At 70.7% G+C, this 23,685-nt stretch carries 19 protein-coding genes and 5 pseudogenes; 12 read left to right on the top strand and 12 right to left on the bottom strand.

Annotated features, from left to right (window positions below; translation table 11 throughout):
* Window positions 1-326: 326 nt before the first annotated feature.
* The gene (gene soxR, locus ACJMNC_RS04335) at window positions 327-788 is read right to left on the bottom strand and encodes a redox-sensitive transcriptional activator SoxR (protein WP_408946709.1); all 462 of its coding nucleotides are present in this window, start codon (window positions 786-788) and stop codon (window positions 327-329) included.
* Window positions 789-869: 81 nt separating this feature from the next.
* Here soxR and ACJMNC_RS04330 point away from each other — a divergent pair, with 81 nt between their 5' ends.
* The 4 genes and pseudogenes from ACJMNC_RS04330 to ACJMNC_RS04315 all read left to right on the top strand — a co-directional run bounded on the left by ACJMNC_RS04330 (window position 870) and on the right by ACJMNC_RS04315 (window position 3,273).
* Complete coding sequence (locus tag ACJMNC_RS04330) at window positions 870-1,487, top strand: superoxide dismutase (protein ID WP_408946708.1); 618 nt, start codon at window positions 870-872, stop codon at window positions 1,485-1,487.
* 32 nt (window positions 1,488-1,519) lie between these two features.
* A pseudogene (locus ACJMNC_RS04325) lies at window positions 1,520-1,900 on the top strand (flavin reductase); the annotation flags it as partial.
* Between the two features lie 117 nt (window positions 1,901-2,017).
* The gene (locus tag ACJMNC_RS04320) at window positions 2,018-2,509 is read left to right on the top strand and encodes a peptide-methionine (S)-S-oxide reductase (RefSeq protein ID WP_408946771.1); all 492 of its coding nucleotides are present in this window, start codon (window positions 2,018-2,020) and stop codon (window positions 2,507-2,509) included.
* A 74-nt stretch (window positions 2,510-2,583) separates the two neighbouring features.
* Complete coding sequence (locus ACJMNC_RS04315) at window positions 2,584-3,273, top strand: TetR/AcrR family transcriptional regulator (protein ID WP_408946707.1); 690 nt, start codon at window positions 2,584-2,586, stop codon at window positions 3,271-3,273.
* 40 nt (window positions 3,274-3,313) lie between these two features.
* Here ACJMNC_RS04315 and ACJMNC_RS04310 read toward each other — a convergent pair.
* From ACJMNC_RS04310 to ACJMNC_RS04295, 4 genes and pseudogenes are all read right to left on the bottom strand, one after another.
* Window positions 3,314-3,889, bottom strand: a pseudogene (locus ACJMNC_RS04310) (NAD(P)-dependent oxidoreductase); the annotation flags it as partial.
* A complete protein-coding gene (locus tag ACJMNC_RS04305; protein ID WP_408946706.1) occupies window positions 3,886-4,692 on the bottom strand; it encodes an MBL fold metallo-hydrolase in 807 nt (268 codons plus the stop codon). The gene ACJMNC_RS04305 and the pseudogene ACJMNC_RS04310, both read right to left, overlap by 4 nt.
* Window positions 4,689-5,681, bottom strand: coding sequence for a VOC family protein (locus ACJMNC_RS04300; RefSeq protein ID WP_408946770.1), 993 nt, complete (start codon window positions 5,679-5,681; stop codon window positions 4,689-4,691). Before ACJMNC_RS04300 ends, ACJMNC_RS04305 begins: the two co-directional genes overlap by 4 nt.
* Before the next feature lie 153 nt (window positions 5,682-5,834).
* Complete coding sequence (locus ACJMNC_RS04295; RefSeq protein WP_408946705.1) at window positions 5,835-6,533, bottom strand: TetR/AcrR family transcriptional regulator; 699 nt, start codon at window positions 6,531-6,533, stop codon at window positions 5,835-5,837.
* On the opposite strand from ACJMNC_RS04295, the pseudogene ACJMNC_RS04290 reads away from it, so the two are divergent.
* A pseudogene (locus tag ACJMNC_RS04290) lies at window positions 6,460-7,306 on the top strand (alpha/beta hydrolase). The gene ACJMNC_RS04295 and the pseudogene ACJMNC_RS04290 overlap by 74 nt on opposite strands.
* Before the next feature lie 70 nt (window positions 7,307-7,376).
* Here ACJMNC_RS04290 and ACJMNC_RS04285 read toward each other — a convergent pair.
* A complete protein-coding gene (locus ACJMNC_RS04285; protein WP_408946704.1) occupies window positions 7,377-8,957 on the bottom strand; it encodes an AMP-binding protein in 1,581 nt (526 codons plus the stop codon).
* A gap of 112 nt (window positions 8,958-9,069) precedes the next feature.
* On the opposite strand from ACJMNC_RS04285, the gene ACJMNC_RS04280 reads away from it, so the two are divergent.
* Entirely contained in the window at window positions 9,070-9,870 is an 801-nt protein-coding gene (locus ACJMNC_RS04280) for a LuxR C-terminal-related transcriptional regulator (RefSeq protein WP_408946769.1), read from the top strand.
* Window positions 9,871-9,885: 15 nt separating this feature from the next.
* On the opposite strand, the gene ACJMNC_RS04275 is transcribed toward ACJMNC_RS04280, so the two are convergent.
* The gene (locus tag ACJMNC_RS04275; RefSeq protein WP_408946703.1) at window positions 9,886-11,049 is read right to left on the bottom strand and encodes an alpha/beta hydrolase; all 1,164 of its coding nucleotides are present in this window, start codon (window positions 11,047-11,049) and stop codon (window positions 9,886-9,888) included.
* A gap of 154 nt (window positions 11,050-11,203) precedes the next feature.
* Here ACJMNC_RS04275 and ACJMNC_RS04270 point away from each other — a divergent pair, with 154 nt between their 5' ends.
* Complete coding sequence (locus ACJMNC_RS04270) at window positions 11,204-12,772, top strand: MFS transporter (protein ID WP_408946702.1); 1,569 nt, start codon at window positions 11,204-11,206, stop codon at window positions 12,770-12,772.
* A gap of 34 nt (window positions 12,773-12,806) precedes the next feature.
* Here the strand turns inward: ACJMNC_RS04270 and ACJMNC_RS04265 are convergent.
* Window positions 12,807-13,028 (bottom strand): annotated as a pseudogene (locus ACJMNC_RS04265) (PPOX class F420-dependent oxidoreductase); the annotation flags it as partial.
* Between the two features lie 139 nt (window positions 13,029-13,167).
* On the opposite strand from ACJMNC_RS04265, the pseudogene ACJMNC_RS04260 reads away from it, so the two are divergent.
* Window positions 13,168-13,743 (top strand): annotated as a pseudogene (locus ACJMNC_RS04260) (NADPH-dependent FMN reductase).
* Here ACJMNC_RS04260 and ACJMNC_RS04255 read toward each other — a convergent pair.
* Window positions 13,661-15,034, bottom strand: a complete 1,374-nt coding sequence (locus tag ACJMNC_RS04255) for a glycosyltransferase 87 family protein (protein WP_408946701.1) — start codon at window positions 15,032-15,034, stop codon at window positions 13,661-13,663. The pseudogene ACJMNC_RS04260 and the gene ACJMNC_RS04255 overlap by 83 nt on opposite strands.
* Before the next feature lie 11 nt (window positions 15,035-15,045).
* Window positions 15,046-15,840: an alpha/beta fold hydrolase gene (locus ACJMNC_RS04250; RefSeq protein WP_408946700.1), complete on the bottom strand. Its 795-nt coding sequence runs from the start codon at window positions 15,838-15,840 to the stop codon at window positions 15,046-15,048.
* A gap of 54 nt (window positions 15,841-15,894) precedes the next feature.
* On the opposite strand from ACJMNC_RS04250, the gene ACJMNC_RS04245 reads away from it, so the two are divergent.
* Both ACJMNC_RS04245 and ACJMNC_RS04240 read left to right on the top strand, forming a co-directional pair.
* A complete protein-coding gene (locus ACJMNC_RS04245) occupies window positions 15,895-17,646 on the top strand; it encodes a GNAT family N-acetyltransferase (protein ID WP_408946699.1) in 1,752 nt (583 codons plus the stop codon).
* A 158-nt stretch (window positions 17,647-17,804) separates the two neighbouring features.
* Window positions 17,805-18,818, top strand: coding sequence for a MaoC family dehydratase N-terminal domain-containing protein (locus ACJMNC_RS04240; protein WP_408946698.1), 1,014 nt, complete (start codon window positions 17,805-17,807; stop codon window positions 18,816-18,818).
* A 2-nt stretch (window positions 18,819-18,820) separates the two neighbouring features.
* Here the strand turns inward: ACJMNC_RS04240 and ACJMNC_RS04235 are convergent, their stop codons facing one another.
* Both ACJMNC_RS04235 and ACJMNC_RS04230 read right to left on the bottom strand, forming a co-directional pair.
* Window positions 18,821-20,275, bottom strand: coding sequence for a DUF222 domain-containing protein (locus ACJMNC_RS04235; RefSeq protein WP_408946697.1), 1,455 nt, complete (start codon window positions 20,273-20,275; stop codon window positions 18,821-18,823).
* A gap of 183 nt (window positions 20,276-20,458) precedes the next feature.
* The gene (locus ACJMNC_RS04230) at window positions 20,459-20,830 is read right to left on the bottom strand and encodes a YbaN family protein (protein ID WP_408946696.1); all 372 of its coding nucleotides are present in this window, start codon (window positions 20,828-20,830) and stop codon (window positions 20,459-20,461) included.
* Window positions 20,831-20,965: 135 nt separating this feature from the next.
* On the opposite strand from ACJMNC_RS04230, the gene ACJMNC_RS04225 reads away from it, so the two are divergent.
* Together ACJMNC_RS04225 and ACJMNC_RS04220 are read left to right on the top strand one after the other, a co-directional pair.
* Window positions 20,966-23,029 carry an ArnT family glycosyltransferase gene (locus ACJMNC_RS04225; RefSeq protein WP_408946695.1) on the top strand — a complete coding sequence of 688 codons (2,064 nt, stop codon included), beginning with the start codon at window positions 20,966-20,968 and terminating at the stop codon, window positions 23,027-23,029.
* 127 nt (window positions 23,030-23,156) lie between these two features.
* Entirely contained in the window at window positions 23,157-23,648 is a 492-nt protein-coding gene (locus ACJMNC_RS04220) for a hypothetical protein (RefSeq protein ID WP_408946694.1), read from the top strand.
* The last annotated feature ends 37 nt before the right edge of the window (window positions 23,649-23,685 follow it).

The raw sequence follows: 23,685 nt of genomic DNA, 5'->3' as shown, positions 1-23,685 counted from the left end.
GCGCCCTTCAGATGGCAGGTCAATGGAGGCAACGGAGTGAACGGCTGTCACGTCATGCTTAAGGCATGCGGCTATTGCGGATTGGATTCGGCGACCGCCGAAGGATTATGCGCGTCGATTGCGACGGCCCGGCCCGTCTGGGCACGTTGCGGACCTGATGCGGCCGGCGATCGTCGATAGCGCGGTCGCGGTCGACGATCAGCCGTTGCGCCTGTTGGCTTTTCGCGGCGACCAAGTCGCGGCTGTCGCTGTACGAGTCGGGCGTAGCCCGTCGTCATTGCCGGTGTTATCCGGACTTGGCCGTGACGTCGGATGGTCGGGCGTGCTCACATCGGGACGCGGCGCGCACCCTGGCCGGTCTTGGCCAGCTCGTCGTCGGGATTGAGCAGGCTGCACGCCTTCATCGACAGGCAGCCGCAGCCGATGCAGCCGGTCAGCTCGTTCTCCAGCTTCTCGATGGCCTGGCGGCGCTGCTCGAGCGTCGTCTTCCAGCGCCGGGAGGCGCGTTCCCAGTCGCTCTGACTCGGGCGCCGGTCCAGCGGCACCTCGGCAAAGGCGTCCTGCACGTCGGCGAGGGGAATGCCCAGCCGCTTGGCCACCGCGATCAGCGCCACCCGCCGGAGCATGTGCCGCGGGTAGCGCCGCTGGTTGCCCGCGGTGCGTTCGGCGGCGATCAGGCCGAGCGTCTCGTAGTAGTGCAGCGCCGAGACGGCCACTCCCGTACGGGAACTCATCTCGCCGACGGTCAGCAGCTCGTTCGCGTCTTGCCTCGCCCCGTCGTGGTCCATGTCTCAATTCTAACCGTTGACCTCAAGTGAACTTGAGGTCGTAGCTTCGACGGTGTTCACCACTGACGAAAGGGAACCCCGATGGCCGACTACACGCTCCCCGAACTGCCCTACGACTACTCCGCGCTCGAGCCGCACATCTCCGGCACGATCATGGAACTACATCACTCCAAGCACCACGCCAACTACGTCGCCGGCCTGAACACCGCCCTCGGCAAGCTCGAGCAGGCCCGGGCCACCGACGACTACGGCGCCGTGGTCGGCCTGGAGAAGACCCTCGCCTTCAACCTGGGCGGCCACATCAACCACTCGATCTTCTGGCGGAACCTCTCCCCGGAGGGCGGCGACCAGCCGGTCGGCGAACTGGCCGCCGCCATCGACGACCAGTTCGGCTCGTTCGACCGCTTCCGCGCGCACTTCGAGCAGACCGCGCTGACCATTCAGGGCTCGGGCTGGGCGATCCTCGCCTGGGACGCCCTCGGGCAGAAGCTGCTGATGATCCAGCTCTACGACCAGCAGAACAACATCCCCGCCTCGCTGGTGCCGATCATTCAGCTCGACATGTGGGAGCACGCCTTCTACCTCGACTACCGCAACGTCAAGGCCGACTACGTCAAAGCCTTCTGGAACATCGCGAACTGGGCGGACGCCCAGCAGCGGTTCGAGGCGGCCGTCGACGGCCGGGGCGTGCTGCTGTGACCAGCACACCCGGGCAGTCCGCGAGCCGGCGGATGTACGACGCCTTTGCGCAGTACGGCAGCGGCGTGCTGCTGGTGAGCGTCCGCGACGGCGACGAGGACCGGTTCTTCGTCGCCGCCTCGGTGCTCACCGCATCGGTGGACCCGTTCGCACTCGCCGTCTCCGTCGGCCGGCGGCGCCCAGCGCTGGCGGCGATGCTCGACGGCGGTCGGTGGTGCGTCTCGGTCCTGCAGTCAGACCACCGTGGTCTCGTCGAGCAGCTGACCGGCGAGACCACCGCCGCGCAGCGGGCGGCGGCGCTGACCGCTGCTGGCGCCGAGTGTTCCCCGGAGGGCGTGCTGTGGCTTCCGTCCGCATTGACCACGCTGTGGTGCACGACGGCCAGTGCGGTGACCGTCAACGATCAGATGCTGCTGGTCGGTGACGCACCGTCGCCGAGTCGGTCGCCCGGCGCGCCCCGGGGCGCACTGTGCGCGCATCCTGACACCCGGGGCGCAGCTCTGGCCGGGCGCGGCCGATACCATCGGCCCGTGGAGGCGCAGCAGGGAACGCAGGAGATCTACCTCGCCGGCGGTTGCCTCTGGGGTGTGCAGGCGTTCGTCGCGACACTGCCCGGGGTCACCTTCACCGAGGCCGGCCGGGCCAACGGCGCCGGCCGCTCCCTGGAGGGAGAGTACGACGGCTACGCCGAATGCGTGCGCACCCGGTTCGACCCGGAGGTTCTGTGCGTCGAGCAGCTGATGGCCTACCTCTTCGAGATCATCGACCCGTACAGCGTCGACCGGCAGGGGCCGGACGTGGGCCGTAAGTACCGCACCGGCGTCTACTCGCGCGAGCCCGCGCACCTGTCCGCTGCGCGATCGTTCATCGCCGCGCGCGACGACGCCGAGCGTATCGCCGTGGAGGTCCGGCCGTTGGAGAACTATCTGCGCAGTGCCGACGAACACCAGGACCGCCTCGCGCGGTTTCCCGGCGACTCCTGCCACCTGCCGGCGGCACTGCTGACCAAGTACCGCCGCTGACACCGAAAGACGGCCCGCGCCGACACTCGGGGACCATAAATACCCACTGTGTGGATTTATGGCAGGATCGGGGTGTGGAACCTGAACCGAAGGCCCGCCGGGGCCGTCCCCCGAAGGGTGAGTCGACGCTGTCCAAAGGGCTGATCGTCGACGCCACCTTCACCGTGATCGACGCCGACGGCATCACCGGGGTCAGCATGCGGGCGGTCGCTCGAGTGCTCGGTGTCGACCCCAAGAGCCTGTACAACCATGTCGACGGCAAGGACGGCCTGCTCGACGCGGTCGCCGAGGCGTTGCTCGGCGGGCTCGAGCTTCCGGAACGGACCGGGGACCCCGGCGTCGATCTGCGCGCCATCGCCCGGGCGTTCCGCCGGAGCGCCCTGGCGCACCCGGAAGCCGCATCGCTGGTGCTCACCCGCCAGCTCGCGTCGTTCGAGGGACTCGCGCCGGTCGAAGCGGTACTGACCGTCCTGCGCGATGCCGGCTTCGGCGACGAGGAGGCGGTGCACCTGCTGCGCGCCGTCCTCGCCGCCCTGATCGGCACGCTGTTGCGCGAGGTCGACGCCGGTCCCACCTACGGGACCGGCGACGCGGTGGGCATCGAGCAGCGGACGGCGGCGCTGGCGGAGAGCGGACTGCCCGCCGTCGCCGCCGCCGCACCGCACCTGGCAACCTTCGACGCCGATCTGGAGTTCGAGTACGCCATGGATCTGGCGCTCGGAGCGGTGCTCGGCCGCGTGCCCGCCAGCCCTTCTGCGTGGTGATCAGCAGGCGCCGGCCCGTCGTCTCCGGATCCGTGGCGACGGATACGAGCGCGCGGGCCGCGTCCACGAACGGCAGAGTCGGCAGGCCGGGAACCCGCGCGACGTTCTCGAGCGGCTCCACGGCGGCTCCGGCGCCCGAGGCTGTCTGCTTCAGATTCACCGGGAAGACGACCGTGGCGGCCAGCCCCGCCGTGGCCAGCAGTTCCTCGCCGGACGCCTTGTCGTCGAAGAAGCCCTTGAGTACGGTCCGGTAGAGCAGCCGGGCGCCCAGTGAGGCCTGTGCGGCGGTGTCGCCGGCGCCGAACGCCGAGACCAGCACCAGATGGTTCACCCCGGCCCGCTGTGCCGCCGTCAGGATGCCGGGAAGCGTTCTGCGGCAGAAGGTGTGATCCTTCATCGGTCCGGTGACGCTGACGATCAGCGTCTCGGACCCGGCCAGGGCCGCCGACAGGGCATCGACGTCGTCGAGTTGCCCGCCGACCACCTCGAGGCCGGGGCGCGGGGTGATCGCCTCCGGCCGGCGCGCATAGGCGAGCACCGTGTGACCGCCCGTCAGCGCCTCGTTCACCACCTCGGTACCGAGGTTTCCGGTCGCTCCGAGTACTGCGATCTTCATCGACTTCTCCCTTCCTGTGCCCGGGCCAGCAGGCTCGGATCGTGAGCATTCACCAGCACCAGGCCGGGATCGGCGACCGACCAGAGCTCGGCCAGGCGCGCATGGTTCTCCCGGACCTGCGGCCAGTCGTAGGCGATCACCCGCTCCATCAGGGTGAGCGCACGCGGCGCGTGGCCGCCGTCGATCTGACCGGGGTGATAGAACGAGTCGCCGACGTGCAGGATCGTGCGGTCGCCGGTCTCGACGGCGACGGCGGCGTGACCGCGGCTGTGCCCGGGCAGGGCGAGCAGCACGATGCCGTCACCGATCTGCGTGAGCTCGGTGGCGGCCGCGAAACCGCGCCAGCGATCCCCGCGGGCGGGGTCGTGGCGGACCAGGTTCGGCAGCGGCTCGTGATTGGCCGGCAGGTAGCGGGACTTCTCGACGAACGTCCTGGGCGCCAGCGCGGCATCGGCCTCGTCGGCGGTCAGATGCACACGCGCCCAGGGGAAGTCGGCGACCCCGCCGACGTGATCGGCGTCGAAGTGCGTGAGCACGATGTCCCGCACGTCCTTCGGGTCGTAGCCGAGCGCGCGCACCTGCCGCACGGCCGTCTGCGTCTCGTCGTAGTCCGGCCGCACGTAGAAGCGGGACGGCCCGAAGGTGTCGCCCGGGGCCCTGCCGTAGCTGGTGCCCAGACCCGAGTCGATCAGCGCCAGACCGTTCGCGGTCTCGATGAGCAGCACATGGCAGACCAGTCCGCCGGGCGTGAACCGGGGGCGCATGGTGCCGCAGTTGAGGTGGTGGACCCGCACGGCGCTCACCCGAACTCGGCCATCAGGGCGGCGGCCGCCTCCGGATCGCCGCTGAGCAGGCCGGCGTCGATCTCCTGGATCGGATTGGAACCGTCCCAGTTCTCGGCCGCCAGCTTGATCAGACCGAAGACGAAGGCCTTCGTGCCGCCGAGATCGCTGATCTCCACGACCGTTCCCGGATGGGTCTCGGTGGCCAGATAGGCGAAGCGGCCGTCCGCACCGCCGATCCGGCCCTCCTGGCCGACGGTGAAGCCCGCGGCGCGGGCGCGGTCGTACAGACCCTGGTAATCCTCCGCCCAGTAGGCGATGTGCTGAACCCCCTCGTGTCCGGCATCGAGGAAGTCCTTGTACATCGACGGCGCATCGTTGGTGGGCGTGATCAGTTCGATCTGGATGTCGCCGCTGTTGGCCACCGCCACGTCCATCACCATGTCCGACGGCTCGCCCCGGTAGGTGAAGTCGCCGGGTGCGACTCCCTTCAGATAGAACCAGGGCCCGATGCCGACGTCGAGGAAGCCGCGCATGGACGCCTCGATGTCGCGGACCACGTAGCCGATCTGCCGGATGGTCCCGAAGAAGTTCGCGATCGGCGCCGGCTCCGGATCCCGGGTGTGCGCATCGGCGAAGGACAGCACCACCTTGCCGGTCGCCGCGTTGTCGCGGAGCTTGGCGGCCGCCTCGTCGGCCCGCTCCACCGGGTAGACGCTGTCGAGCCGCGGGGTGATCTTTCCCTCCGCGACGGCCGGCAGCACCTGCTCGGCGAGCGCGGCCACCACGTCGCCGAGTTCGGCGCGGGTGCGGATGGAGAAGGTGGTGCCGATCAGCTTCTGCCGCCGGAAGGCGATCGTGTCCAGGTCGAGATCGGTCGCCGGACCGGCCAGCCGGCCGATACTGACAATCCGGCCGCCGATCGCGGTCGCATTCGGCAGCGATCCGAACGATGATCCGCCCACGTGGTCGAGGACCACGTCGGCGCCGGCGCCGTCGGTGGCGGCCAGGACGACCGGTCATCCTCGGTGTGCTCACTCTCTTAAATCCACGATGTGGTTATCGTACTGAGGACAGTATATCCACAACGTGGATTTAACAACAGGTGCATCGGTGTTCCGGTGACGCCGACGATGTGCGCCCGGGGGCGGTCGGGTGCGACGCTACGCCGTCGATGTGGGCCGGCGGATGCCGTCGGTGAGGGCGCCGATGTGTGCGGCGATGAGTCGGTCGAGATCGGGGCCGTCGACCCGCAGGCCGCCGGGGCGCCACGCTAGAGCGAGGATGCCGTTCATCGCGGCCCAGGCCGCGGTGGCCACGGCGTCGGGGTCGAGGTCGGGGCGGGCGCTGCCCTCGTCCATCGCCTCGCGCAGCGCGTTGGCCAGCTTCGCGTTCTGGTGCCGGGTCAGCTCGGCGATGCGGTCGAGCGCCTCCGGCTCGTCCGGGGGCTCCACCAGGATCCGGAACTCGTGCGGCCGCTCCCGGGCGAAGCGGGCGTAGGTGGTGGCCACGGCGAGCATGCGCTCGTCGGGCCGGCCCGGCGTCTCGTAGGCGGCATCCATGTAGACCCGCGATTCCTCCAGTGCCTGCTCGGCCACCGCGGTGAGCACCGCCGACCGCCCGCCCACCCGGTTGTAGATGGTCTGCACGGCCACGTCCGCACGCTCGGCCACCGCCTCGAGCTTGAGTGCATCCACCCCCACCTCGGCGATGATCTCGCGTGCCGCGTCCACGACGGCGCGGCGATTCTCCGCGGCCCGCCGCTGGGTCCGCGTCGCCGCCGGTGGGGTGGTGGCCGCCGACTGCGCGGCCTGGCTGTACCGGCCCGACGAGTCCGGTGCGGCCGGAGTCCGCCCGATCATCGTGATGGCGCACGGTCTCGGGGGAGTGCGGGAGCAGCGGCTCGACGCCTTCGCCGAACGGTTCGTCGCCGCGGGATACCTGTGCCTGGTCTTCGACTACCGGCACTTCGGCGCCAGCGGCGGCCGGCCGCGTCAGCTGCTGTCGATCGCGAAGCAGCGCGCGGACTGGGAGTCCGCCGTCGCCTTCGCGCGGACGATCGACGGCGCCGACCCGGAACGGGTGGCGGTGTGGGGCACTTCGTTCGGCGGTGGCCACGTCATCGCCACCGCCGCCGACGATCCGCGCATCGCCGCAGTCATCGCCCAGTGCCCCTTCGCCGATCCCGCCGCTCACCTCGGTCAGGCTCACCGGCCTGGCGCTGGCCGATCTGGCCGGCAGTCTGGTCGGACGTCCGCCGGTGATGGTTGCGACCTCCGGCCGGCCCGGCTCGGTGGCGCTCATGACCTCGCCGGACTCGGTCGCCGGTATCGAACGGCTGAACCCGCCCAGCACCACCTTCCCGCAGGAGGTCGCGGCCCGTTTCGCCTTCGAGATCATCCGGGCGTTCCCGGGCCGGAAGGCCAAACACATCACCTGCCCGGCGTTCTTCGCCGTCTGCGAGCAGGACACGATCGCCCCGCCGGTGCCGACCCGCCGGTACGCCGCGCAGGCGCCCGGTGCCGAGATCAAGCTCGACGACGCCGGGCACTTCGACATCTACGTCGGCGACGACTTCGAGGTCAACGTGACCGATCAGCTCGACTTCCTGCGGCGCCGGCTCCCGGTGGCCTGATCGCCGGAGACTTCGGCACTGAAGTACGCACCAGGGCCGCACTTCAGTGCCGAAGTTCTGCGCGGATCGGTCACTGCCGCAGCAGGAACCGCTGGATCTTGCCCGACGGCGTCTTCGGCAGCGAGTCGACGAAGTGCACGGTCCGCGGATAGGCGTGCGCGGCGAAACCGGTCTTGACCAGCTGCTGCAGCTCGGCCTCGAGGTCCGCGCCGCCGTCCGCCCCGTCCGCGAGCACCACGAAGGCTTCGAGAACCTCGCCGCGCAGCGCATCCGGGCGGCCCACGACGGCGACGTCGACCACCGACGGATGGGTGATCAGGACGCTCTCCACATCGAACGGACCGATCCGGTAGCCGGCCATGATGATCACGTCGTCGTCGCGCGCGGTGAAGAAGAAGTCGCCGTCGTCGTCGACCCGGCCGGTGTCGCCGGTGAGATACCAGGCGCCGTCGCCGGTGTAGCGCGCCGCGGTCTTCTCCGGAGCATCCAGGTAGCCGGGGAACCAGAACAGCGGGCTGGCGGCCACGTCGATGGCGATCTCGCCCTCGACGATGCCGGCGGCGTAGCCGGGCATGGGCTGACCCATCGAACCGGGGATCAGCGGGCGCCGGAGGGCGTCGGCCCAGTGGTTGTTGATGAACATGCCGTGCTCGGTCTGCCCGTAGTGGTCGCGGACCTGTGTGCCGAGGGCGCCCTCGGCCCAGGTGATCACGTCCGGGGTGAGCGGCTCGCCGGCCGACGACGCGCGGCGCAGGACGCAGCCGTCGATGGCCGGACTCTTGCTCAGCGAGCGGTACACCGTCGGCGCCGCCGCGAAGTTCGTCACGCCCAGCTCGTCGATCACCCGAGCGGTCACCTCGGGGGTGAAGCCGGCTTGCAGCAGGACATTGGGCCGGCCGATGGTCAGCGGGCCGAGGATGCCGTAGTAGAGCCCGTACGCCCAGCCCGGATCCGCGGCGTTCCAGAAGACGTCGTCGTCGCTCACGTCCAGGCCGCTGCGCATGTACGTCTCGAACGCCGCGAGGGCTTTCAGCGGCACCGGTACACCCTTCGGGGTGCCCGTGGTCCCGGAGGTGAAGAGCAGGATCAGGTGACCGTCGCCGCCGACGGCCACCGACTCGGCGATCGGCGCGTTCTGCGCCAGCAGCCGGTCGAAGGCCAGATCGCCGTCGCCGTCGGCGACCACCGTGGTCAGTCCGTCGATGGGGTCGAGCTTGTCCGCCTGGTCGCGCTGAGTGACCACGACGGTGGCGTCACCGCCGCGCAGCCGCATCTCGATGGCCGGGGTGGCGAAGGCGGTGAACAGCGGGATGTAGACCGCGCCGAGACGGGCCAGTGCCAGCAGGGTCACCACGAGCTCGGTGCGCTTGCCCATCAGCACGCCCACCCGGCTGCCCCGGGTCACGCCGAGCGAGGCCAGCCCCGACGCGAGCCGCTGGGACTGCTCGGCGAGCTCGCCGTAGGTCACGTCGGTGCGCACCAGGGCCTCGCCGTCGAGCGAGACCGTGGTGAAGGCGACGGCCGCGGGGTCGTGGCGGTCGACGAGCAGGTGAGCGGCATCGGCGTCGGGCGCTCCGTAGCGCGCGAGCAGCTCGGCGACGCCGGTCTCGGCGACGGGATAGACGGTGGTCGGCACGGGGTCCTCCAGCATGGGTAACGTGGGTCACAGAACTGGTCGTCAGTGTGGCGGCCCATGACGGAACGGTGCCACCCCCCGAAGAGGGGGGAACGCGGTGAGGTGAGCGCTGATGAGCCAGAGGGGGATGCCCGAGGCGTCGCTCGCCGCCCGCATCGACGACACCCTGCACCGGTTCCGCGGCCGCAGCGGCGTCCCGCTGGCGATCGGGGCGGTGGTCGACGCGGAGCGCGGGCTGCGGCTCGATCACTTCGCCGGCCGGACCGCCGGGGTGATCGACGGAGTGTCCGTGGATGTGGGGCACGGCCTCGGCGGCAAGGTGATGACCGTCAACCGGCCGATCGTGGTGGACGACTATCTGCGCAGTCCCACCATCACCCACCGGTACAACGCCGTCATCGCCGCCGAACGGGTGCGGGCGATGGCCGCCGCACCGGTGATCGTGGACCGGCGGGTGGTGGCGGTGATCTACGGCGCCCTGCGGGTGGCGGCGCCGTTGGGCGCACGCACCCTCGACGCGCTCACGCTCGAGGCGCGCACCCTCGAACACGAGATCATCGCCGCCCGCGCGAGCGTCGCGGCCGACGGCGCCGGCGACGCGCTGCGGGTGCGGGTCACCGAGGCCTATGCGCAGCTGCGCGCGCTGGCCCGGTCGGTGGACGATGCCGCGCTCGCCGCGTCGATCACCGCGATCACCGACGACCTGCTCGACGGTGCCGCCGCCGCACCCGCGGTGGAACTGACCGGCCGCGAGCAGGATGTGCTGACGCTGGCGGCGCTGGGCTACAGCAACCCCCGGATCGCCGATGAGCTCGGCATCGGGGTGCACACCACCAAGGGCTATATGAAGTCGGTGCTGCGGAAACTCGGCGCCTCCGGCCGGCTGGAGGCCGTGGTGATCGCTCGGCGCGACGGCCTGCTGCCCTGATCCGCCGGATCCAGATCAGGTCTCGCCGGCCGGGACCGGCGCAGCCTGCGCGGGCGTGTCCGTGCCGGCCGTGCCCGGCGCATCCGTCCGCGGCTCCGGCGCGACATGGACGCCCGCCAGCGCGGTCAGGGTCTTGAAGACGCGTTTGGACGACTCGGCCCACGGCATCAGAATCGGGAAGACATGGAACATGCCGTCCTCCTCCATCAGCCGGACAACGACCTCGGATTCGTCGAGCCGCTCGCCGAAGGTGCGGATACTGTCCCGGAACATCTCGGCGCCGCCCCAGCAGATGAAGGTCGGCGGGAACCAGTCCGGCTCGGGAGTGGAGTAGATGGCCGACACCCGGTCGTCGTTGGGCTGCAGGCCGTGCAGGTACGGCGCGACCGGAATGCTCCACGGCAGGACGTCGGTGTCGGCGTTGGCCGTCATCGACTCCTGATTCAGGTCCAGGTCGATCTCCGGCGAGAACAGGGCCATCGCGGCGGGCCGGGGCAGGCCCTGCTCGTGCAGATGGTGGATGAGGGAGGTGGCCAGACCCCCGCCGCCCGAGTCGCCGGCGATGATCAGATGCTCGGGCGGGATGCCCCGGTCGAGCAGCGCCTGGTAGACGTCGGCGGCGTCGAGCACGCCGGCGGGGTAGGGGAACTCCGGGGCCATCCGGTAGTCGGCCATGAAGACCTCGCAGTTGGAGATGCGCACCAGGGCCGCGGCGAAGGCGGCGTACATCATCGGGGTGGTGCCGATGTAGCCGCCGCCGTGCAGATACAGGATGGTGCCCTGAGTGGCGACCGGATTCCCGTCGTCGTCCACCTGCGCCTCGGCCTTGGTGCGGCACCACACGCCGTCGATGCCGCCCACCTGGGCCTGCTCGAGCTCGACCCGGCCGATGCCGCCGACCACCGGCGGCATGACGACCCGGCACAGACGGTCCAGCACGCGCTCCATCGACCGGAACTCCGGGATCGGCAGCGACATGGTGTAACCCATGAAGGCGCGCACCGCGAGCCGGGTCGCGGACTGTCCGAGGTTGTCGGCGAAACCGCCCGGGCCGCGGAACGGGTGGACGAAGGGGAGCCGGGCCAGGCCGTTGCCGACGGTGCCGACCAGTCCGAGCATCGTCAGGGCGGTGACCGGACCGGAGGCGGTCTTCACCCCTTCTCTGTCTGCCATCACCATGGTCGCCGGCCTTTCGTTCGAGGGCGTTGCACACCACCGTAGTCATCGTCTGTTCGACCGGTTGCCGTGCCGGCGGCTCCGTCACGAACCGCGCGGTCGGTCATGATGGAGCGATGACCATGCCGCCCCGTCACCGCGGTCCCGGGAGCCATTGATGGCGATGGGGCTCGAGCCGCTCAAGATCACGGCGTTCCGGAACATCTTCCTGGCCCAGCTGGTGTCCAACATCGGTCTGTGGATGCAGACCGTCGGCGCCCAATGGTTCCTCGTCGACGCCGGGTCGAGTGCCCTGGTGATCTCGCTGGTGCAGACCGCCAGCCTGGCGCCGACGCTGATCTTCTCGCTGCTGGCCGGGGTGCTCGCCGACGTGCTGAACGTGCGCCGGCTGCTGATCGTGCTCACCGGCTATGCGATCGTCGTCGCCGGTCTGATGGCGGGACTGGCGTGGAGCGGGCACCTGACGCCGGTGACCATGCTGTGCCTGACCTTCCTGCTCGGCGCCGGCTCCGCGCTCAGCGCCCCCGCCTTCCAGGCGATCCAGCCGGAACTGGTTCCGCGCGAACAGATCCCGGACGCCGCCTCGCTGGGCAGCGTGGCCATGAACACCGCGCGGGCGGTGGGACCGGCACTGGCCGGATTCCTGTTCTCCTTCGGCGGTGCGGGCACCGTCTTCGCCATCAATGCGGCGTCCTACCTCGCGGTCCTCGCCGCCCTGCTGAGCTGGCATCGCACGACCGGCCCCGCCGACGTCGAACGCGAGCACATCGCCATGTCGCTGGGGGTGGGCCTGCGCTATGTGGCCGCGGCCCCGGTGGTCCGGCGGCTGCTGCTGCGGGCGGCGCTGTTCGCCGTGCCGGCCTCGGCGGTGTGGGCGCTGCTGCCGGTGGTCGCCAGCACCCGGTTCCACCTCGACTCGACCGGATACGGCGGGGTCCTCGGCGTGGTCGGCGGCGGCGCGGTGGTGGGCATGCTGATTCTGCCGTCCTTCCGCAGCCGGCTCTCCGACGAGGTGCTGCTGGTGGGCTCGTCGATTCTGTTCGCCGGCGGTGCGCTGGCCGCCGGCTTCCTGCCCTTCGCCGCCGCGGTGGCCCCGCTGGCGCTGGCCGGCTTCGGCTGGACCGCGCAGCTGTCGACCCTCAATGCGGCGCTGCAACTGACCCTGCCGCAGTGGGTGCGGGCCCGCGGCATGTCGATGTATCTGCTCGTCTTCTCCGGCCTGCAGGGCACCGGGGCCCTGGCCTGGGGTCTGGTCGGCGACGCGATCGGGGTGGGGCCGGCGCTGGGCATCGCCGGTGGTGCGCTGCTGCTCAACGCGCTGGCCGCGGTCGTCGTCCCGATGCATCCGCTCACCGCGCGGCTCGACCGCACACTGTTCGTCACCTGGCCGGTGCCCACGATCGTCTTCGAACCGGAACCCTCCGACGGGCCTGTTCAGGTGAACGTCCGCTACCGGGTGGAACCGGAGAACACCGCGGCGTTCATCACGGCGATGGAGGCGCTCGCGCGGTCCCGGCGGCGCACCGGCGGACGCTCCTGGCGGTTGTACCGCAGCGGGGAGACGACCGGCGAGTACGTCGAGCAGTTCGTCGTGCCGTCCTGGTCGGAGTATCAGCGCCAGCGCAGCCAGCGGTGGACCGGCTACGACCACGAGAACATTCTGCGGGTGGCCGGGGTGGCCGAGCGGATCGATCAGCGGCATCTGTTCACCGTGGCGGTGGACTGAACGCCGCCGGGGCGGCCGCGTCGAGGCGGGCGTCCTACTGGTAGCTGGTCGCCGTCGGCCGCACCACGTAGACCACCCGATGGGCGGCATCGCCGGGAGGCCCCTCGATGGGCAGCGAATACCGGTCGGCCAGTTCCAGGAAGAAGGCGCCGCGAGGGTCGGCGTCGATCCGCTCGACGACCCCGCGCACCTCCAGATAACGGTACGGCTGATCGGGGTCGTTGATCGAGATCGCCACTCGGGGCTCGGTGGTGACCAGACCAGCCGGATGGGCGACGGCTGGGACGCCAACCACACCACCGGCAGGCCGGCCCGTTCTCCGGCCGCATACAACCAGGCCAGAGCCACCTGGGCGTTGGTGGCGCCGTGCGCGCCGGCGATCCCGGAGCGGGTGGATGCGCTGCCGCTGGTGGAGAACATCGGCGTCGTGGCGCTGTATCTGGCGCTCGGGGTCTACCGAGCGGGTCACCAGCGCGGTGGCCGGCTACGTTCAGCAGGTCGCCGAACGGCGCACCGACGCCGAGTTCTCCCTGATCGAGCTGGCCGACTACGACATTCCGGTGCTGACCAGCCCGGTCCATCCGATGGCGGCGGGCAAGAGCTACGACGATCCGGGCGTGTAGCGCTGGTCGTCGGCGATCGATGCGCTCGACGGCTTCGTCTTCGTCACTCCCGAGTACAACCACGGCGTGCCCGGCGGCTTCAAGAACGCCGTCGACAGCCTCGGCGCCGAATGGGTGGGCAAGCCGGTCGCCTTCGTCGGGCACGGCTCCGTCGGCGGGGTCCGCGCCATCGAGCAGTGGCGGCAGATCGTGGTGAACTTCTCCATGCCGGTGGTGCGTGCCGAGGTGAACTTCAACATGTTCGTGCACTGGGCTGATGGCGAGTTCACTCCGGAGGAGCGGCATCACGGAGAGGTGGACGCCCTGCTCGGGCAGCTGACGGCGCTGGTGGCGGCCCAGCCGGGCTGAGCCCGCCGCGGCCGCCGAGGACGACGCAGGCGACGGTCAGCAGCAGCGGATAGCAGCCGGCCCCCACGACGATGGCCGCGGTGTGCCAGCCGTCCGGATCGGCGGGCCGCGGAATCATGAACAGACCCCACTGCCGGCCGCCGCGGCCGTCGGGGAACCACCAGACGAAGGTCAGGGCGGCCACGGTCAGCGGCGCCGCCCACGCCCACCAGCGGCCGCGCCGCACCGCGTAGTCCAGCGCCACCAGCAGCAACGGGACCACCCACACCCAATGGTGCCCCCAGGAGAACGGGGAGGCGGCGCAGCCGGTCATGCCGGTCAGCGACACCGCCAGCAGCTCCTGTCCGCGACGGTGGGCGCGAGCGGCCGCCCACAGCCCGGCGACGGCCACCGCCAGGGCCGGCGGCAGCCACATCCAGCCGGGCGCCGCGAACACCCCGGTCGCCGGGTCCTGGTAGCGCTGCACGTCGGCGATCCGGAGCAGCTGGGATACGAAGCCGTTCACCGACTGGTTGGACCAGGCGTCGGTCACCCCGATCCGCCCGGAACTGAGCACCTTGTCGGTCCAGTACGTCCAGGCGTCGCCGGGCATCACGGCCAGGCCGAGCAGTACGGTGCCGGCGAACGTGCCGACGGCGACTGCTGCCGCGCGGAAGCGGCGGACCACCAGCAGGTACACCACGAAGACGAGCGGGGTCAGCTTGATACCGGCCGCCAGGCCGACACCGATCCCGGTCCAGCGCCGCGCCCGGCCCAGATCGGCGACGACGAGGACCGCGAGCAGCAGGTTGATCTGGCCGAGCGCGAATGTGGTCCGCACCGGCTCGAGCAGCAGCAGGCCGACCGCGCCGAGCACGGTGAACGCCCAGAAGTTGCGGTCGCGCCGGTAGCCGAGCAGCCGCAGCGACATCCCGATCAGCCCGGCGGCGAGCAGTGCGTTCCCGGCGTAGAAGAGTACGAAGGTCGCCGACGTGGGCAGCAGGAGCAGCGGTAGGAAGGCGATCGCGGCGAACGGCGGATAGGTGAACATCATGTCGATGTCGGGCACCACCAGCACCGCCGCGTCGTAGAGCGGCCGGCCGGACCAGAGAGTCTCTGCGCCGGCCCGGTACACCTCGGCGTCGATCGCGACGTAGAACAGGTGGCCGGGACGCGACAGCGGGGTGATGACCGCGTTGATCGCCAGTGCGCCGAGCGCGGCCAGCGCGGCCAGCGCCACCAGAACGACGGGAAGCCTGCGCCCGGCCGGGCCGGCGGCGGGCGCGGCATCGATGCTCGCGCCCGTGGTCATGGTGGGCTAGCCTATCGGGTCGGTTCGGTCCCGACCTGCAGCACGTCCCGATGCAGCAGCGCCGGCCAGCCGGCCACGTCGTCGCGGGTCGTCGCGACGGTCAGCCGCGCCTGCGGCAGCGCGCCGGCCAGACCGCGGGCCGTGGAGAGCGGATGGGACCGATCGTCGATCCAGGCCAGGATCCGCACCGGCACGTCGATCCCGGTCAGGGCGCCGAGATCGGGCAGGTCGCTGGCGGCGGCGCCGCGGAGCACCGACGGCAGCAGGTCCGCGGAGATCTCCGGCACCGTCTCGGGCCGTCCGATCGTCGCCGGCGGCTGCGGTGCGGCGCGGCCGGCCTCGATGAACGGCTCGATGCCTTCGCGTTCGACCAACTCGGCCGACGCCAGATAGTCCTGCGCCTGCGCCACCCGCGACTCCCACGCGGTGGGCGGCAGCAGCAGCGTGAGCCCCGCGAACCGGCCGGGCTGGGCGGCGGCCGCGTGCAGCAGGGTGCCGCAGCCCATCGACGTGCCCACCCCGTAGACGCGCTCGCCGGGAAAACGGTCGTCGAGCAGGGCCAGCAGATCGTCGGCGAGGGCGGGCCAGCGGTAGTCGCCGGGAACGGGCCGGCCCGTGGAGCGGCCGTGGCCGCGGGCGTCGTAGCGCAGCAGCCGGGTGCCCGACAGACCCAGCCCGAGGTCCAGGTCCAGGACCCGGTCGCGGGCGCGGCTGGAGGTGAGGCCGTGCAACTGCACCACGGCCTGCCCGCCCTCGTCGCTCAATTCGGTGTCGAGTACCGCCCCGGGGACCGCGAACCGGCTCATCGTCGACTCCTCACGTGTAACAGCGCGGAAATTTTAGGCCGCTAGATTACCGCCATGCGGCTCACCAACGTCGCGCACCTGCGCCTGGACTTCGGACGGCTCTACGGCTACGACCTCGTCGTCGAGCCCACCGGCCCCGACCTGCCGATCTCCTTCGACCAGCGTCGGCACGTCGGTGCGGGGGCCCGGCCCGGATCCTGGATGGCGCTGTCGTTCCGGTTGCCCGAACCGGTGCCGCGGGAGACGCTCGCGCAGGCGTGGCTGGCGGTGGTCGGACGTCACGGTACGCTGCGGACCGCGTTCTCGCTCGGCGACGACGGGCAGCCGCGGCTGCGTGAGACGAGGGTGTGCTCCGGCAGTTGGCGCGAACATCCCGTCGCCGCGGGGCAGGCCGTCAACGAGGCGTTGCAGCAGGTGCTCGACGAGGCCTGCTCACCGTATTCGGCGCCCGCGCACCGGTTGTGCGTGCTGGAGACGGCCACCGGCCCCACCGTGGTGGTGGCCTCCGATCACGCCCACGTCGACATGTGGTCGATGCTGGTGATTCTGCGTGATCTGCGGGCCGCGCTGTCCGGTTCGCTGCCGGCCGCGCCGGTGCCGCCGTTCGTCGACCACACCCGTGCGCTCCGGGATCGCCCGGCGGCGCCGGAGACGGTGCGCCGCCGCTGGGCGGAGGTCCTCGCCGACAGCGGCGAGGTGATGCCGCGTTTCCCGCTGCCGCTCGGGCCCACACAGGACCAGCTCGAACGGGTCGAGGTGCGCGACGTCTTCGACGTCGACGACAGCGCCGCCTTCGGTGCACAGGCCCGCTCCGAGGGCGTTTCGACGCTGGCCCTGGTGATCTCGACGATGACCGAGGTGACCGACGAGCTCGCCGGGGTGCCGTTGCGCGCCGTGTTCCCGGTGCACAGCCGCTACGACGAGCGCTGGCACGACAGCGTCGGCTGGTTCATCACCAATTCGGTGATCGAATGCGAGGTGCCCGGGCCGGCGGCGGCCGCGGCCGCCGTCAGGGAAGCGGTGCAACTCGGTTCGTGGCCGCTCGAGGACATCCTCGCCCCGTGGGGCGGCATGCCGGAGGCGCCCGGCATGTTCGCGGTGTCGTGGCTGGACCTGCGGCGGCTGCCGGTCCGGGTGGACGCGAACGGCATGGACGCCCAGTACGTGGGGGCGGCGATCCGCACCAACGGGGTGATGCTGTGGTTCATTCTCGACGGCGCCGGCCTGCACCTGCGGTGCCGCTACCCGGACACCGCGCAGGCGCGTGAGGCGGTCGGCGGCTGGCTGGATCTGCTGGTGACCCGGTTGCGGGCGGGCGCACGATCGTCCGTGGGCGGGCGGCTGACCGCCGGCGGCCGGCGGTACCAGCTGCGCCGGGCGGTGCGCACCGACGTCCCCGACATCGTCGCGCTGCTCTCCGACGACGAGGTGGGCGGCGACCGGGAGGTGGCCGAGTACGGGCCCTACGAGGCAGCCTTCGACGCGGTGGCCCGGGACCACTCGCATTACCTGGCGATCGTGCACGACGACGGGGGCGCCGCGGTGGGCACCATGCAGCTGACCGTGCTGCCCGGACTGAGCCGCGGAGGCACCACCCGGCTGCAGATCGAGGGACTGCGGGTGGCCACGGGGCACCGTTCGCAGGGTCTGGGCACGGCGATGCTCGACTGGGCGCACGAACACGGCCGGGTGCACGGTGCCACGCTGGCGCAGGTGACCACCGACGAGGTGCGGGAGCGGGCCCGCGGCTTCTACACCGGGCTCGGCTACCGGACCGACCACGTCGGACTCAAGCGCGCACTGTGAGCCCGGGTGCGTTCACGCCCCGGCGGCGTTGGCGGGCAAGGAGATCGGTCCTATCGGCGCGCAGTGCCGATGTGACCGAACGCGCAGATGAGAGTGGTCACTCTGCCCTGGCGAACGGGGACCGCCGGTGGCACATTGATCGGGTGAATGCGACAACGGTGACGAACTCCGCGACTGTCTCCCTGGTGGATCCGCAGGACCTCGTCGGTGTCCGGACCACCTCGGATGACTTTTTCCAGATCGGCCGGGAGGAGGCGCGCAAGTTCGCGCAGGCGGCGAGTGAGGCGAGCCCGCTGTGCTGGAATGCGGCGGAGGCGCGGGCGGCCGGGCATCCGGCGCCGCTGGTGCCGTTGACCTTCGCGGCGCTGATGGGCGGTCCGATGGCCCAGAACGGGCTGCTCCCGCCGCAGTATTCGCTCTCGCAGGTACTGCACGTGGAGCAGCGCAACGTGTATCACCGGCCGATGTATGTGGGGGCACGGATCTGGCGGGTGTCGGGACTGGAGTCCTTCAGGCCGTCGGACCGGGCCGATCAGCTGGTGATCAAAACCGATTTCGTGGACGAATCGGGGGAGGTCCTGCAGGAGGTGTGGGTGACTCTGCTCGCCCGGGCCGGCGCCGCGGACCCCGCTGTCGCGGCCGCCGCGGAGAAGGTGATGCTGGTGGTGCCGTCCGTCGATCCCGGCAGGACGGCGGGGCCCGAGCCGTCGGCCGTGCATCTGCCGTTGGAAGACCTGCCGCCGGGGCCGGCGGTGGCCGACGCTGCAACCCTTGCGGCCGGCCAGATCCTGGATCAGCGTACGTATCAGATCAGCCGCGGCAACCTGGTGGCGTACTCCGGTGTGGCCGGCGACCCCAATCCGATCCACTTCAGCGATGAGATGGCGCGCCGGGCGGGCCTGGAGACCGTGGTGGCCCAGGCGATGCTCACCATGGCGATGGGCGGCAGCTACCTGACCCGGTTGGTGGGCGATCCGTCGGCGGTCCGTGAATACCGCGCGCGATTCTCCAACCCGATCTATGTGCAGCCGGATGCCCCGGCCGAGGTGACCTTCGGCGGGAAGGTCAAGACCTTCGACGCCGGTCGCAAGCGGGCCGAGCTGGCCCTGACCGCGGTGCACAACGGTCGCCGGGTGTTCGGAAAGGCGATCGCCGTCGTCGACCTCCGATGAGGTCACGCCCCCTCTGGTGGTGAGTGGGGGTTGTGTGGTGTGCGGCGTCCGATGTGGTGCATGGGGTTGACGGTGTAGTCGTGTCCGGTGCCGGTGATGCGCCAGCCGACCCGGCCGGTGTGGGGGCCGTCGGTGATGATGGTGGTTTCCCAGTGGCCGGGTGTGGTGCTGACGTGGCGGTTGTCGCCGCCGCAGGCGCCGCCGATGGTGTTGATGTCGGTGGTGCCGCCGTCGGCGTAGTCGAGGTCGGCGTGGTGGGCTTCGCATTGGGCGAACGGGCGGGTGCAGCCGGGTCGGGTGCAGCCGCGATCCCTTGCGAACATTGCGAGGCGTTGGGCTTTGTTGGCGAACCGTGACCGGCCGAGGTAGAGCACTTCGGCGCTGTGGTGGGCGAAGACGGCGAGGTGCCAGGTGGCGTGGGCGGCCATGTCGATCAGGTCCGGGATGGGGATGTGGGTGCCGGTGGCGGTGTACCCGGTCCCGGCCAACTCGGCCAGATCCTTTTCGTCGATGGTGACGACGAATTCGGCCGGCAACCGCGACGGGTCGCCGAGCGCCCCATGCCCGAGCGCGAAGCGGCACAACGCGACCAGGGCGTCGTGATTCCTCTGCCCGGCCGAACGCAGGTCACGCCGCCGGGCGGCGTCGAGGAGTTCGGGATCCAAGCCGTCGGCGTCGACCGGACCGGTGGGGCTGTCGGGGTCGTCGGGGTTGTTCATCCCGGGTGCGGCCCATTTGGTCAGGACCACCTCGAGGAGGCTGCGCAGGGCTGGGGTGATCGAGCCGCGGAGTGTGGTCATCAATTGCTGGTCCTGCGGCGACAACGTGACGGACCGTCGGCGTTGGCGGTCGGTGTCGTCGGCGAGTTCGCCGTCGGGGTCGAGGAGGGAGAGCAGTCGGTGTCCGACCATCCGGGTCTGTTCCGGCGTCAGCGTGACGGCGGCGGCGGTCAGATCCCGTTCGGCGCGTGCGCGTTGGTCTGCATCGACCGCGTGCGGGATCTTCTGCATGGTTTTGAAGATTTCGGTGACGTGGTCGGCGCCGATCGTGCCGTCGGCGAGAGCAGCAGCAGCGGTCGGGCAGCGTGGTGGGAGTGGTTCGCCGGTCATGGAGGTGAACTGTCCGACGGCTTCGGCCAGGAGACGGCGTCGGCGGGCTTCGGCGGCGGAGAGGTGCAAGGTGCCGACGAGGTAGCCGCCCAGGCTCGCTCCACCGGCCTGCTGATACGAGCCGCGGTCGCTGATCTCGACGAGGAGGGGTGCGTCGGCGGCGCTGATGAGGCGGCGGGCGCGTTCGCGGTCTTCGGTGAGGTCGGTGAGCTGGCGGTCGGTGCAGCGGGTGTAGTCGGCGCGGGTCAACTTGGCTTGCTTGGCGGCGGCGGCGGTGATCAGGGCTTGGAGTGCGATCGGATCGTCGGGCAGCACCATTGTGCTGGTGTCGTCGATGCTGGTCGTCATCGCGTGCTCACCTCCCCCGAAGTGCTGTGCCCTGTCTTACTAGTTCAACGATGATGTGATGTGTTCTGTTCCCATATCGCCTAAATGTTCGAACTATTTTTCTTGGTTTCAGAGTACGACCGACCTCCGACATCCACTCTGAGCTGCCGGACCGCCGTCCAGCGCGCCGGCGGGGGAGGCCGATCAGGACTCGGGGCGCAGCCAGATCCAGGTGCCCACCGTGAGCATGATCGCGATGACGACCAGCGGAATCCACAGTGCCGGAGCGACCAGAACGACGACGACCGCGCTGACGACCATGGTGACGGTGGCGATCACCTTGGCCCGCCGGGCTATGGACCGGTTGCGGTTCCAGTCCTCGATCATCGGGCCGGTACGAGGATCATCGAGCAGCCGCCGGTGCAGGCGCTCCGAGCCGCGGGCCGCCGCGAACGCCGCCAGCAGAATGAACGGTACCGTCGGCAGCACCGGCAGCACGATCCCGATCATGCCGATCGCGAGTGCGGTGTAGGCAAGCAGCCACCACAACCACCGCACCCGCGACCCCGCCTGCATACTGCGCAGAGTACTCATACCGGGCGCGGGCTCTGACCGCCCGGCGCCGCAGCCGGGAGCACCGGGAGGATGTTCACAGCAACCTCCCAGCCACCGGGCGTGGTACTGCCAGCCCGACCGCTCACCGTAGAGGACATGACTGAGACCGACGAGGCCGTGCGCACGCCGCTGCACCGCCGTATAGCCCCGAGGCACGGCGCGCTGCTGGCATTGCTGGCCGCCACCGCTCTGCTCTACACCTGGAACCTCTCCCGTAACGGCTGGGGCAACGAGTTCTATGCGGCGGCCGCCCAGGCCGGCGGGGAGAGCTGGAAGGCGTGGCTCTTCGGCTCCCTGGACTGGGCCAACTCGATCACCGTCGACAAGCCGCCGGCCGCCCTGTGGGTGACCGGCCTGTCCGTGCGGATCTTCGGACTCTCCTCCTGGTCGGTGCTGATGCCGCAGGCGATCATGGGCGTGCTGTCGGTGGCATTGATCTACGCCACCGTGCGGCGGGTCCTGCTCTCTGCGGGCAGCGATCGCACGGCGACCGCCGGCGGGCTGCTGGCCGGCGCCGTGCTGGCCCTGACCCCGGCGGCCGTGCTCATCTTCCGCTTCAACAATCCCGACGCCCTGCTGGTGCTGCTGATGACCGCGGCCGCCTACGCCACCGTGCGGGCCTGCCAGGCAGCGTCCTGGAAGTGGCTCGCCCTGGTCGGCGTGGCGCTCGGCTTCGCCTTCCTCACCAAGATGCTCCAGGGCCTGCTGGTGCTGCCCGGCTTCGCGCTGGCCTACCTGCTGTTCGCCCAGACCGGCTGGCTCAAGCGGATCCGTGACCTGCTGATCGCCGCCGTCGCCCTGATCGTCTCCGCCGGCTGGTACGCGGCACTGGTCGACCTGTGGCCCAAGGACTCCCGTCCCTACATCGGCGGCTCCACCGACAACACCTTCATGGACCTGGTCCTGGGCTACAACGGTCTGTCCCGCATCACCGGCGGCTCCGGCGGCGGCATGGGCGGCGGACCCGGCGGCTCCGGCTCCACCGGCGGTTCCTTCGGCGGCGACCCGAGTCTGGCGCGGCTGTTCAGCAACGAGTTCGGCAACGAGATCTCCTGGCTGCTGCCAGCCGCACTGCTGGTGCTGGTCGCCGCGATGGCCGTCGGCTTCGTGAAGGCCTTCCGGCAGTGGCGGCGCACCCCGCTGGCCGACGACGCCGGCCACGTCGACCGCGATGTCGCCGTCGCGCTGACCGTTTTCGGCACCTGGCTGGTGGTGACCGGAATCGTCTTCTCCTTCATGGGCGGAATCGTGCACCCGTACTACACGGTCGCACTGGCACCGGCGATCGCCGCCGTGGTGGGTATCGGCGCGATCACCGGATGGCGCAACCGTCGCACCTGGACCGGCACCGCTTTCCTTGCGCTGCTGCTGATCTCGGCCACCGGCTGGGGCATGATCCGGGCGGCGCGCACCGACTACGCCTGGCCGGTGCTCGGCTGGGTGCTCGGTGCGGCGACGGTGATCGGCCTGATCGGTCTGGTCCTGCTCCACGGCAGCACCGGCCGGCGCGCGGTGTCGCTGGCCACCACCCTGGTGGTCGCCGGCGGAATCGCCGTCAGCTCCTTCGGGATCGCCACGGCTGGCACCACGCACACCGGTTCCATCCCCACCGCGGTGATCACCGGCTCCGGTACGGGCATGGGCGGACCCGGCGGCGGCGGACCCGGCGGCGGTGGGCCCGGTGGCGCCCGCCCCGACGGCAACCAGACCGACGGCGCCCGCCCCGACGGCAACCAGAGCGACGGCAACCAGAGCGACGGCAACCAGAGCGACGGACAGACCGGTTCCGGCATGCCCGGCGGCATGGGCGGCGGCGGTATGGGCGGTCCCGGCGGAATGGTCGACGACGAGGTGATCGCGCTGCTCAAGAAGACCGACACCACCTGGGCGGCCGCCGTGAACGGTGCGCAGTCGGCGTCCGGACTGCAACTCGAGGCCGGCAAGCCGATCATGGCCATCGGAGGCTGGTCCGGCGACCCGTCGCCCACCCTGAAGCAGTTCCAGCAGTGGGTGAAGGAGGGCAAGATCGGCTACTACGTCACCAGCGGCAACGGCGGCGGCCGGGGCGGCCCGGGCGGCTCCAGTGAGATCGCCGCCTGGGTGAGCGAGAACTTCACGGCCGTCACGGTCGGGAACTCCACGGTGTACAAGCTGAACTGAGTAGCGGGCGAACCGGGTGAGGGCCCGACGGGGCCGTCGAGCCGACCGGACGGAATCGGGTGACCTGCCCGATTTCGTCCGGTCGGGCGACTGTCGGCGGCCGATCGCGCTGTTAGCGTCCCAGAGCATGACTGCCGCACCTCGACCACTGTCCCGTCGGGTCCCCGGCCGCCGTGCCGGCGGCGCCGCACTTCTCGCTGCGGTGCCGCTGCTGCTGGCGGGTCTGACGGCCTGCGACTCGGGCGGCGGCAGCGAGCGGTCCGTCGCCAAGTACTGCGCCGTCATGGAGAAGCACAAAGACCGCTACGAGCAGTCGATGAATGCGGCGCTCAACGACGAGAACCTCCTGACCGGATCGGTCACCGCCCTCTCCGCCCTCGGCGACCTGAGTCAGATGTGGAAGGAAGCGGCCGCGGTGGCCCCGGACGACATCAAGACCGACGTCGAAGCACTTGACGAGTGGTATTCGAAGTCCTACGACTCCGCTGCCGAGAACGCCGGCAATCCGCTCGCCGGGCTCACCTCGAGTCTGATGGGCTCGATGAAGGTGGCCGGTCCCGCCCAGCGCGTCAACGAGTACACCGAGCAGAACTGCCCGGGCGTCGGCAAACCCTTCTGACCCCCGCCGGGCGGGACTCCCGCCCGGCAGCACCTTC

Source organism: Gordonia sp. VNK21, assembly GCF_046098115.1.
GTDB lineage: Bacteria > Actinomycetota > Actinomycetes > Mycobacteriales > Mycobacteriaceae > Gordonia.
This window is presented reverse-complemented; position numbering and strand designations above follow the sequence as displayed.